Annotated in this window: 10 protein-coding genes; 7 read left to right on the top strand and 3 right to left on the bottom strand. The window is 67.7% G+C overall.

Annotated elements, in window-relative coordinates; translation table 11 throughout:
• Nucleotides 1–20 precede the first annotated feature (20 nt).
• Together ABIB14_RS13885 and ABIB14_RS13880 are read right to left on the bottom strand one after the other, a co-directional pair.
• Complete coding sequence (locus ABIB14_RS13885) at nt 21–1,670, bottom strand: DUF349 domain-containing protein (RefSeq protein ID WP_354236498.1); 1,650 nt, start codon at nt 1,668–1,670, stop codon at nt 21–23.
• Nucleotides 1,671–1,731: 61 nt separating this feature from the next.
• The gene (locus ABIB14_RS13880; RefSeq protein ID WP_354236497.1) at nt 1,732–2,538 is read right to left on the bottom strand and encodes a peptidylprolyl isomerase; all 807 of its coding nucleotides are present in this window, start codon (nt 2,536–2,538) and stop codon (nt 1,732–1,734) included.
• Between the two features lie 237 nt (nt 2,539–2,775).
• Between ABIB14_RS13880 and hisS the strand changes: the two genes are divergently transcribed.
• The 3 genes from hisS to ABIB14_RS13865 all read left to right on the top strand — a co-directional run bounded on the left by hisS (nt 2,776) and on the right by ABIB14_RS13865 (nt 6,991).
• Nucleotides 2,776–4,140 carry a histidine--tRNA ligase gene (hisS, locus tag ABIB14_RS13875; RefSeq protein ID WP_354236496.1) on the top strand — a complete coding sequence of 455 codons (1,365 nt, stop codon included), beginning with the start codon at nt 2,776–2,778 and terminating at the stop codon, nt 4,138–4,140.
• Between the two features lie 207 nt (nt 4,141–4,347).
• The gene (gene aspS / locus ABIB14_RS13870) at nt 4,348–6,120 is read left to right on the top strand and encodes an aspartate--tRNA ligase (protein ID WP_354236495.1); all 1,773 of its coding nucleotides are present in this window, start codon (nt 4,348–4,350) and stop codon (nt 6,118–6,120) included.
• A gap of 76 nt (nt 6,121–6,196) precedes the next feature.
• Nucleotides 6,197–6,991, top strand: a complete 795-nt coding sequence (locus ABIB14_RS13865) for a GNAT family N-acetyltransferase (protein ID WP_354236494.1) — start codon at nt 6,197–6,199, stop codon at nt 6,989–6,991.
• A gap of 504 nt (nt 6,992–7,495) precedes the next feature.
• Here ABIB14_RS13865 and ABIB14_RS13860 read toward each other — a convergent pair.
• A complete protein-coding gene (locus tag ABIB14_RS13860; protein WP_354236493.1) occupies nt 7,496–8,143 on the bottom strand; it encodes an acVLRF1 family peptidyl-tRNA hydrolase in 648 nt (215 codons plus the stop codon).
• A gap of 78 nt (nt 8,144–8,221) precedes the next feature.
• Here ABIB14_RS13860 and ABIB14_RS13855 point away from each other — a divergent pair, with 78 nt between their 5' ends.
• From ABIB14_RS13855 to ABIB14_RS13840, 4 genes are all read left to right on the top strand, one after another.
• Nucleotides 8,222–9,682, top strand: coding sequence for a replication-associated recombination protein A (locus ABIB14_RS13855; protein WP_354236492.1), 1,461 nt, complete (start codon nt 8,222–8,224; stop codon nt 9,680–9,682).
• Nucleotides 9,683–9,884: 202 nt separating this feature from the next.
• Nucleotides 9,885–10,511, top strand: a complete 627-nt coding sequence (gene rpsD, locus ABIB14_RS13850) for a 30S ribosomal protein S4 (RefSeq protein ID WP_354236491.1) — start codon at nt 9,885–9,887, stop codon at nt 10,509–10,511.
• A 145-nt stretch (nt 10,512–10,656) separates the two neighbouring features.
• On the top strand, nt 10,657–11,031 hold the full coding sequence (locus ABIB14_RS13845; protein ID WP_354236490.1) for a DUF948 domain-containing protein: 375 nt from the start codon (nt 10,657–10,659) through the stop codon (nt 11,029–11,031).
• A gap of 20 nt (nt 11,032–11,051) precedes the next feature.
• Nucleotides 11,052–11,303 carry a DUF6167 family protein gene (locus ABIB14_RS13840; RefSeq protein ID WP_354236489.1) on the top strand — a complete coding sequence of 84 codons (252 nt, stop codon included), beginning with the start codon at nt 11,052–11,054 and terminating at the stop codon, nt 11,301–11,303.
• The last annotated feature ends 129 nt before the right edge of the window (nt 11,304–11,432 follow it).

Here is an 11,432-nt window from a genome sequence, read left to right as displayed (position 1 = left end):
ATTAGCGGCGGCAGAGACCGCTAGGCGAGCTCGCTGGCAGAACGCTCCAGCTGCTCGAGCCAGGCCTGGCGCGCCGCAAGGGCCTCCTGGGCTGTCTTGATCTTGCGCTGGTCGCCGGCTTTCTCCGCTTTGGCCAGGTCGTCCTTAAGCCCGGCGATGGCGGACTCCAACTGCGACAGGGCACTGTCGGTGCGTGCCTTTGTCTCGGGGTTGGAACGCTTCCAGTTTTCGTCCTCGGCGTGGCGGACAGCGTCCTCCACCTTCCGCAGCCCGGCCTCGATCCTGCCCATGTCCGCGCGGGGAACCTTGCCGGCTTCCTCCCAGCGGTCACGGATGGACTGCAGCGCCTTCGTGGCGGCGGCGAGGTCCTTGATCGGGAGTAGCTCGTTGGCTTCCACCAGAAGGGCTTCCTTCACCGTGAGGTTGGCGCCGTACTCCTGGTCGATCTCCTCATTGGCGGCCTGCCGGTTCGTGAAGAAGACGTCCTGCGCGGCCCGGAAACGCGCCCATAGGGCGTCGTCATCCTTGCGGCTGGCACGCGGCGAAGCCTTCCACTGATCCATCAGGCGCCGGTACTCGCCAGCGGCGAAGCCCCAGTCGGTCGAGGCGGACAGTGACTCGGCCTCGGCGATCAGCGTCTCCTTGGCGGCCTTGGCTGCAGAGTTGTTGCTGTCCAACTGGGAGAAGTAGGCGCGGCGGTGACGGTCGAAGACTGTGCGGGCGGCACGGAACCGCTTCCAGAGTGCGTCCTCGTTGCTGCGGCCGAGCCGGACGCCGCTCTTCTGCGCGGTCTTCCAGCTCTCGAAGAGCTCGTTCATCCGGGCGCTGGAGGTCTTCCACTGGATCTGGGCCGGGTCGTGCCCAGCGATCTCCTCAGCCTCGGCCACGATCGCCTCGCGGGCCGCCAACTCGGCGGCGCGGACGGCGTCATGTTCGGCCTTCTCGGTCTTTTCGAGTTCGGTGATCTGCCCGGACAGCGTCTCCAGGCGGGCTTCCGCGGCACGGAGGTCGCCCACCATGTTCCGTTCGGCCAGTTGCTCACGGAGGTGCGTCACGGTCTTCTGCATCTCCGCGGCGGGTGCCTTGGAGGCCACGCGCTGCTCGAGCAGGACAATTTGGGCCACGACGTCGTCGTACTTGCGGGCGAAGTAGCCCAGGGCTTCGTCGTCGCTGACGTCCGGGTACTGGCCGACGGGGTGTTCGTCGCCGTCGATGGTGAGGAACACGTGGCCGTCGCCTTCCACACGGCCCCAGCGGGCGGCCTCGGCAAGCGAGGCTGCGCTGGAGGCCGGCGTGGCGACCGGCGCGGCGGCAGACGGCGCCGACTTCGGCCTGGCCGCCAAAGCGGCGGGCGACGGGGCAGCCCGTGGTGGCACAGCGGCCGGCGCGGGGGAGGGCGCAGCCGCAGTGGGCTCGGCTTCAACCGGGGCCGCTTCGCCGGTCTCAGGCCCGGCCGGCTGTGCCGCGGGAGCCTCAGTCCCGGCGGGCTGTGCCGCGGGAGCCTCAGGCCCGGCCGGCTGTGCCGCGGGAGCCTCAGACCCGGCCGGCTGTGCCGCCGAAGTTTCGGTGGCCGGGCGAGGGTCGTTGACCGCGCCGGTCACCTTGACCTCGGCTTCGGTTTCGTTGGCAGCTGCTGCCACTGTTTCGTCGGATTGCTGACTGTCTGTCACCGCTAGAAGTCTTTCGCTTGGAGGGAAATACCGGCACCGCGGCCACGAGGGCCCCGGCTGGCTACTTCAGAGAGAACGAGTCTATCGTGACTGGTTCCACCGGGGCGCCGTCTGTGGCGCTGGTTCCCGGTGTGACGCCGGCCGCCGCGATCTTAGTCACGACGTCCAGCCCGGACGTGACCTTACCTACGACGGTGTAGCCGCCCGCGGCGTCCGCCGGGATCATGGTGTCCTTATAGACGATGAAGAACTGTGTGCCGTTGCCGTAGGCGTTTCCGCCGGTCCGTGCCACGGCGATGGTGCCTGCCGGGTACATGTTGTCTGCGGGGGTGTTTTCCAGCGGACCCCAGTTGTATGCGGGATCACTTTTGCCGTCGCCGGATTTGGAGCCGCACTGCAGTACGCCGAAGGAGTCGGCGGTGGTGAGCCGGTGGCACGTGAGGCCCCTATAGAAATTCTGGTCCGCGAGCGACTTGATCACGGCGGCCGCCTGGGGGGCCTTGGTCCCGTCCAGTTCGATCCCGAGGGTGCCGCGGTTGAGGGCAAGGTCGCCGGTGAAGGTCTTGCCTGCAGCGGTCTCGGGCTTCGGAATATTCGCTCCGTTGCTCGCGCTGGGCAACGGCGTGGCGGACGCCGACGGGCTGGCAAGCCCGGCTTCCGCGGCCTTGAATTCGGCCTCGCTCGGGTTGCCGGCAAACACCGTCAGCTGCAGCACGACGGCGAGGACCAGGGCGGCGCCACCGCCAGCGGTGGCCAGGATATTGTCGCGCTTACGGCGTTTGTCCTGCTCGCGGCGCAACTCCCGCTTTGCCTCCATCTGCTGGACGCGCCGCTTCGCTTCGCGGGCGCTCCGTGAACTGGCCGCCAAAAGTCCTCCTGAGTTTAAGGCCGCACTCTGGGCCGTGCCATGGGCGCCGATCCTGGGTACAGCGGGCAAGCTGCCGGCAGCGCTGCCGGCGGCGGTCGCCTTAGAGATGCGCATTAGAGATGCGCGCGCCGAAAGCATAAACTGACTGCCGCACACAGTTTATGCACGACCGGCCGGTCTGCGCGCGACGCCGCGGCCGTTGGACCCGCCGTCGTAATCAAAGGAGAAAATTCCACCATGGCACGCACCGCCTCCCTGTCCGGATTCCCCGAGTGGCTTCCCGAGGAGCGGCTGGTGGAGCTGCATGTGCTGGACACCCTGCGGCGCACCTTTGAACTGCACGGATTTTCGTCGATCGAGACACGCGCAGTGGAGACGGTGGGGCAGCTGTTGCGCAAGGGCGACATCGACAAAGAGGTCTACGGCCTGAGCCGGCTGCAGGACGACGACGGCGACGGCGCAGCCGGGGCGCAGACCGCAACCGCGGCCAAGGGCGACCCGCATGCGCTGGCCCTGCACTTCGACCTGACAGTGCCCTTCGCGCGCTACGTGGTAGAGAACGCCGGCTACCTCGCGTTCCCGTTCCGCCGCTACCAGATCCAGAAGGTCTGGCGCGGCGAGCGTCCGCAGGAGGGACGCGCCCGCGAATTCACCCAGGCGGACATCGACATCGTGGGGGACGGCGAACTTCCGTTCCGCTACGACGTCGAGATCGCGCTGGTCATCGCGGAAGCACTCGGAGCCCTGCCGATTCCGGACTTCCTGCTCCGGATCAACAACCGGAAACTGGCCGAAGGCTTCTACAACGGCATCGGCCTGACCGACACAGCCGGCGTGTTGCGCAGCATCGACAAGCTCGAGAAGATCGGCCCGGCCAGGGTGGCCGAGCTGCTGATGTCCGAGCTCGGTGCCACCGCGGTCCAGGCGCAGGCCGCGCTCCAGCTGGCCGGCATCCGGACTTCGGATACCTCCTTTGTGCAACAGGTCAGGGGGCTTGGCGTGAGCAACGAGCTGCTGGAAGAAGGCCTGAACGAGCTGGAGCAGGTTATTGCTGCCGCCGTGCAGCGCGCCCCGGGCAAGGTGGTCGCGGACCTCAGCATCGCCCGCGGACTCGACTACTACACGGGCACCGTTGTGGAAACCGTCCTCGTGGGGCACGAACAGCTCGGCTCGATCTGCTCCGGCGGCCGCTACGACGCGCTGGCCAGCAAGGGCAACCGCACGTTTCCCGGCGTCGGACTCTCGATCGGCGTGACCCGGCTGGTGTCCCGGATCCTCAGTCAGGACCTGGCCAAGGCGTCCCGCGCGGTGCCGACCGCCGTGCTGGTCGCGCTGAGCAACGACGAAAGCTGGGGCGCGGCGCAGGACGTCGCGGCGCAGCTGCGTTCCCGCGGGATCGCCACCGAGGTCGCGGCGAAGGCCGAGAAGTTCGGCAAGCAGATCAAGTTTGCCGACCGCCGCGGCATCCCCTTCGTCTGGTTCACCGACGAGGACGGTAAACACCAAGTCAAGGACATCCGCACCGGCGAGCAGGACGACGCCGATCCGGCAGGCTGGGTGCCCGCCGCGGAGGACCTGCACGTCCGGATCGTCAAGGGCTAGCAGAGCACGCCTCCCGGACACCTCGAGAAGCTGATGTTCGAGCCCGGCGGCCGGGCCGGATGCATGCAACGCCCGTGGAGGCCGGCTGTTCTGCTTCGGGCCGGCGCGGCTGATCCAGCGGGTAAACTCGAACGGGACCGTTCCAGTAGCGGTCCCCATCTCTGTACCTGTTGGACCTGACTTTGATTTTCCGCTGAAAGGAATGCTGTGCTGCGCACACATGACCTCGGATCCCTCCGTTCCGAGCACATTGGACAAACCGTAACCCTCGCCGGCTGGGTCGGCCGGCGTCGTGACCACGGTGGTGTCGCATTCGTTGATCTGCGCGACGCTTCGGGCATCGCCCAGGTGGTCGTCCGCGAGGAAGAGGTCTTCCACGGCCTCCGCAACGAATACGTGCTGCAGGTGACCGGCACCGTCTCCCAGCGGCCTGCGGGCAATGAGAATCCCTCGCTGGCCACCGGGGAGATCGAGGTCATGGCCGAGAAGGTCACCATCCTCAACACCTCCGAAGCCCTGCCGTTCCAGATCGATGAGCACGTTGAAGTGGGCGAGGAAGCCCGCCTCAAGCACCGCTACCTGGACCTGCGCCGGCCCGGGCCTGCCCGCAACCTGCGTCTGCGCTCGGAAGCCAACCGGGTGGCCCGCGAGCTGCTGCACCAGGACGGCTTCGTCGAAATCGAAACGCCCACCCTGACGCGTTCGACGCCGGAAGGCGCCCGTGACTTCGTCGTCCCCGCCCGCCTGGCGCCGGGTTCCTGGTACGCGCTGCCGCAGTCGCCGCAGCTGTTCAAACAGCTCCTGCAGGTCGGCGGCTTCGAAAAGTACTACCAGATCGCCCGCTGCTACCGCGACGAGGACTTCCGCGCGGACCGTCAGCCGGAGTTCACCCAGCTCGACATCGAAGCCAGCTTCGTCGAGCAGGATGACATCATCCGGCTCGGCGAAAGCATCGTCAAGGCGTTGTGGAAGCTGATCGACGTCGAGATCCCCACCCCGATCCATCGCATCACGTACAGCGACGCGATGGCCCGGTACGGCTCCGACAAGCCGGACCTGCGTTTCGGCCTCGAACTGGCCGAGCTCACCGGGTTCTTCAAGGACACCAACTTTGGAGTCTTCAAGGCCCCCTACGTCGGCGCTGTCGTGATGCCCGGCGGCGCCTCGCAGGCCCGCCGAGCCCTCGATGCCTGGCAGGAATGGGCCAAACAGCGCGGCGCCAAGGGCCTCGCCTACGTCCTGTTCAAGGAAGACGGCGAACTCGCCGGCCCCGTGGCCAAGAACCTGACCGACACCGAGCGTGCCGGCCTCGCCGACGCCGTCGGCGCCAAGCCCGGCGACTGCATCTTCTTCGCCGCCGGCGAGAAGTCGCCGTCCCGTGCGCTGCTCGGCGCGGCCCGCGTCGAGATCGGCCACCGCACCGGCCTGATCAATCCGAGCGACTGGGCCTTCTGCTGGGTGGTCGACGCGCCGATGTTCGAACCGGCCGCAGCAGCCGTCGCGTCCGGTGACGTCGCCGTCGGCGGCGGCCAGTGGACGGCCGTGCACCATGCCTTCACCTCGCCCAAGCCCGAATTCATGGACAGCTTCGACAAGGATCCCGAATCGGCGCTGTCCTACGCCTACGACATCGTCTGCAACGGCAACGAAATCGGCGGCGGATCGATCCGTATCCACCAGAGCGATGTCCAGGAACGGGTCTTCGAGCTGATGGGCCTGGATAAGGAAGACGCCCAGACGAAGTTCGGCTTCCTCCTTGAGGGCTTCAAGTTCGGTGCGCCCCCGCACGGCGGTATCGCCTTCGGCTGGGACCGCGTGGTCGCCCTGCTGGCCGGCGTGGAGTCGATCCGCGACGTCATCGCGTTCCCGAAAACGGGCAACGGCTATGACCCGTTGACCCAGGCGCCCGCGCCGATCACGGCGCAGCAGCGCAAGGAAGCCGGCGTCGACTTCAAGCCGGAAGCCAAGAAGGCCCAATAGCGGCTGACGGCCATGAGGCCCCTCGGGAAACCGGGGGCCTCTGGTGTTTTAGAGGGTTTCTTGCGGAGGACAAATCATGCGAGCAGTAGCGGTACCCGGGCTTGAGGCGGTGATGGATGCGGCGTGGGCCGCCGCGGAACGGGAGGAATCCGGCGGGTGGGTCCTGCGGGCCTCCTCCGGCGTGACGCAGCGGGCGAACTCGGTCTGGGTTCGGGAACCCGGTGAGGATCCGCGCCGGCTGCTGGCCGCGGTCCGGGAAGCCCGGCTCTGGTACCGGGCCCGACGCCAGCCGCTGATCTTCCAGGTATTCGAGGACCCGCGCCACGCTCCGCTCAACGCCGTTCTGGATGCGGAGGGATTCACCCGCCAGTCCGAAACCCTGGTACTGGCCCGGGAGGGCGGGATGGACTTTGCGGCGGCTGACGTCGGCGTTGAAATGTCCGCCGAACCCTCCCCGGAGTGGTTGCAGCTTTGGTGGAGCGTGGACGGCCGGGGCGACGAGACCGCCCTTGCGGTCGCCCGCGGCATTTTGGCGGGATGCCCATCGTTGTACGCCCTGGTGCGGGACGACGACGGTGTACCCGCCGCCGTCGGGCGCCTTGCCCTGCCCGTGACCGACCCCGGCAGTCCACGCCGGGGCGGCCTGTACTGCATGGCGACCCGCACGGACGCCCGCCGCGAGGGCTACGCCGGCGTTGTCCTGCGGTCCCTGCTCGGCGAGGGGACACGCCGGGGCCTGGCCGGTTACTGGTTACTGGTCACGGCGGCCAACACCGGTGCGCAGGAGCTCTATGTCCGCGCCGGCTTCGAGACTGCTGGCCGGTACCTTTACCGGCAGGAACGTCCCAAGCGGCACCTGACCGGCTGCTGACCCGGTGCCGTCAGCTAGCCGCGGCATTCTGCAACGACGTCGGATGTTGACCGGATGCCTTGAGTACCTGCGCCGTTTCGACGGTTCCGTGTCCGGTAGACGATTCGCAGCATCGAAACGGCAGGGAAGGGTCGAAACGGCACGGATGGGAATCAACGCAGTCCTGTCGACCATCGTGGGTCCGTCTGAATCCGCACGGAACTCATGGACGTGCCGGAAGCTCTGGAACGGGCCTTTGACCTGCTCGTTCACCAAGCAGTCTGGCGCCTGCATCTGCGTGATCCGGCTCGTCGACCTAATACGGGACGCCGAAGTGCGAGATCAAACAATTCCGATTTGGGCGTGCGTGTCCGCATTGTGCGTTCGAAGTAGGCGGCCATCGTCAGAGTTCAGTTGCTGCCTCGTGCGCCGTTTCGACGGCTCCGTGCCCACTCGACGGTTGGGCGGGAGAGTCGAATCCGCAGGGAACCGTCGAAGCGGCCAGCCCTGGTGCGAATGCCGCTACTAGGCAGGCGGGTCCGTGACGACAATCCGCACAGCGCAGGCGTCGGCGGCGGCCCTCTTCAGGATTGCGGCCCGCGGATCCGGGACATCCAGGAACGCCAGCCGCACCAGAGCCGCGTAGCGCTTCAGCACGGGCTCGGCCAGGACCTGCCCGGCCAGGGTGCGGTCCCCGCCCGGGACGATGTACTCGAGGCTGTGCTCCGCGAAAATCCGTGCGGCATGGTCTGCGACGGCCTCCACCAGGGCGTCGGCCTGGTTGGCGCGGCGCCTGGCGAAGCGCTGCTGGGACCAGCCCCCGGCCGCAGTGCGGGACTGCACATGCCGGGTTCCGGTCTTGGCGGCGAGAACCCGGCCCTCGGACACGACACCTACCGAGTACCCGCCGCGGCGCACCAGGATAAGGCCGAGTTGCCGGGGCTGGGCGGCGAGGGACTCCAGCCGCGCCACCGGGTCTGCGCCGCGGCCGGGGCGGCCACCGTCGGACCAGGGCGGCAGCAGCACGGCGGAGGCACCGTCGGCCGCCACCAGCTTCAGACCGGAGTCGTAAGGGTCCTGACGCACTTCGCCGTGGCTCGCGGTGAACCGGTCCACCCAGCCGGGCAGCCGGCCGCCGGAGACGAACGCCACACGGGTGTCGGGGCTGGCCATGGTACGGATCTCCGTCGTCAAGACTGCAGGGGCGGTGGCCGTGTCAGGACGGCCGTGAACTAGAAGTAGCCTATCTATGTGGATGATCTCTTTGGCGCAGGGCAGGACGACGCGTCCGCAAACGACGACGTCGACGCCGACGAGTCCGACGGCGGCAGCTCCCCGAGCGGCACATCAGCCCGCGCCGCGCCACGCAGCCCGCTCGCCGTCCGGATGCGGCCGCGCAGCCTCGACGACGTCGTGGGCCAGCAGCATCTCCTGGGCCATGGTTCGCCGCTGCGCCAGCTCGCGGCCGGCAGTGACGCCACCGGGCCGGCAGGACCCAGTTCTCTGATTCTTTGGGGACCGCCGGGGACCGGTAAGACCACCCTCGCGCACGTGATCGCCAAGGGCCCGGGCCGCAAATTCGTTGAGCTCTCCGCCATCACCGCCGGGGTGAAGGATGTCCGGCGTGTCATGGAGGAGGCCCTCACTGCGCGGGACTTGTTCAAGACCACCACCGTGCTGTTCCTGGACGAAATCCACCGCTTCAACAAGGCCCAGCAGGACGCCCTGTTGCCCGGCGTCGAGAACCGCTGGGTGGTACTCGTCGCGGCCACCACGGAAAACCCCTCGTTCTCCGTGGTGTCTCCGCTGCTGTCCCGCTCGCTGCTGCTGACACTCAAGCCGCTCACCGACGCCGACGTCGAAGGACTGCTCCGGAAAGCAGCCACCGACGTCCGCGGCCTGAACGGCACGGTGGAGCTCGGCGAGGAAGCTCTGGCCCACCTGGTCCGGCTCTCCGGCGGGGACGCGCGCCGGGCCCTGACCGCCCTGGAGGCCGCTGCCGGCGTCGCGTTTGGCGACGCCGACGGTGACACTGGCGACGCCGGCAGTCCGGCCGGCGTCGTCCGCGAAGCGCCGCTGAAGATCGAACTGAAACACACCGAACGGGCCCTCGACGTGGCCTCGGTGCGCTACGACCGCGCCGGCGACCAGCACTACGACGTGGCCAGCGCCTTCATCAAGTCCATCCGCGGATCCGACGTCGATGCCGCGCTGCACTATCTGGCCCGGATGCTCGAGGCCGGGGAGGACCCCCGGTTCGTGGCGCGGCGGATCGTGATCTCCGCGGCCGAAGACGTCGGCATGGCCGACCCCACCGCGCTGCAGACCGCGGTTGCGGCGGCCCAGGCGGTGCAGCTGATCGGCATGCCGGAGGGCCGCATCATCCTGGCCGAGGCCGTGGTCCACCTCGCCACCGCGCCGAAGTCCAATGCCTCGTACCTCGGCATCAACCAGGCAATCGCCGATGTCCGCGCCGGCCTCGGCAATGGCATCCCCGCACATCTGCGGGACGCCCACTATCCAGGCTCGAAGCAGCTCGGCCACGGCAAGGGCTACAAATACGCGCACGACGCCCCGCATTCAGTGGCCACCCAGCAGTACCCGCCGGATGACCTGGTGGGCCGGAACTACTACCAGCCCACCGCTAACGGCGCCGAACGCGAGATCACCACCCGGCTGGAGCGGCTGCGGAAGATCATCCGGGGCAACTAAGGCAAGTCCGGTCCGTGGTAGGATTGTTCGTTGTCTGGCAAGGCGCGGACGCACAATCCCTCAAGATATCAGCAGCTTCTGCTGCGCGATGTTCTCTTGATGGACTGGCCCTGTGCCCAGTAGCAAAAGGCAGCGGTTGGCCGATGCTCTCCATCGTGGAGGCCAGTAACACTGACACACCGCAGATATTGGAAGGACACAAGTGGCTAACAACACTCGTGCTCGCCGTACCGCACGCCTCTCGCGTGCACTCGGCATCGCTCTGACCCCCAAGGCCGCCAAGTACATGGAGCGCCGTCCGTACGGCCCCGGTGAGCACGGCCGTGCCCGCAAGAAGCAGGACTCCGACTACGCCGTACGTCTGCGCGAAAAGCAGCGTCTGCGCGCCCAGTACGGCATCCGCGAAGCCCAGATGACCCGCGCCTTCGAAGAAGCGCGCCGGACCAAGGGCCTGACCGGTGAGAACCTGATCGAACTGCTCGAAATGCGTCTCGACGCGCTCGTGCTGCGTGCCGGCTTCGCCCGCACCATCGCCCAGGCCCGCCAGCTGGTTGTGCACCGCCACATCCTGGTTGACGGCATCCGCGTTGACCGCCCCTCGTTCCGCGTCGGAGAGGGCCAGCTGGTCCACGTCCACAGCCGCAGCGAGACCATGCCTCCCTTCCAGGTCGCAGCGGCCGGCGCCCACCGCGACGTCCTGCCGATGGTTCCGGCCTACCTGGACGTCAAGCTTGACGCCCTGCAGGCACGCCTGGTCCGTCGCCCGAAGCGCTCGGAGGTCCCCGTGACCTGCGAAGAGCAGCTCGTCGTGGAATTCTACGCACGCTAGATCCAACGCGACACCATACAAAGAAGCCCGTGGCAAGCGCCGCGGGCTTCTTTGTATGTAAGGTACTTGGGGGAGTTCTCCGCAAGCCGTACGCGGCTGCCGGAGGACCGCAGGAATCCACGTAGTTTCAAGGAGATGAACGTCTATGTCTGGTGGCGATATTGCCGGCCTGATCGCGGCCGGGGTGTTTGCACTGCTGGTCCTGCTGCTCGCCGTGCCCATCCTCAAGCTTGGTGGCGTGTTCGACGAAGTGCGCAGCAGCATCCGCTCGATCAGCGACGGCGCCACCCCGCTCATGGATGAAGTCACCGCCACCGTCTCCACCACCAACCAGCAGCTGAAGAAGGTCGACGGGATCGCATCCAACGTCTCCGATGCCTCGGCCAACATCTCGGCGCTGTCCTCGCTGGTCGCCGCGACGGTCGGCTCGCCGCTGATCAAGGTCGCGGCGTTCAGCTACGGCGTGCGCTCCGCGCTCTCCGCCCGGCAGAAGCCCGCCACCGGCCGTCGCAGCCGCTGACCACGCTGACAGGAGCTGACATGAACAGAATCATTTGGATGGGCATCGGCGTCGCGATCGGCGTCATCGCCTTTCGCAAAATCACCGCGGCACAGTCCGCCCTCGGCCCCGAGGGCCTGAACCGGGCCGTCGGCCGGCTCGCCGACGGCGTCTACGACTTCGCCGACGCCGTCCGCGCCGGCATGCACGAGCGCGAAACTGAGCTCCGGTCCGCCCTCGGCGTGGACGCGGACGGCAGCAGCGCCGCCGGCCGGGATGCGCTCCGGCGCTAGCCGGGAGAGAATTAAGCGCGACGGCGCCCCCTTGGTACCTGAAGGTACCGGGCTGGCGCATCAAATTATTACCGAAGGCTGGCAGCATGGCGCCCTGCGTCCACCAGCCCGGAACCACCGACGCAATGA

Origin of the sequence: Arthrobacter sp. UYEF3, assembly GCF_040546245.1 — a bacterium.
Lineage (GTDB): Bacteria > Actinomycetota > Actinomycetes > Actinomycetales > Micrococcaceae > Arthrobacter.
This window is presented reverse-complemented; position numbering and strand designations above follow the sequence as displayed.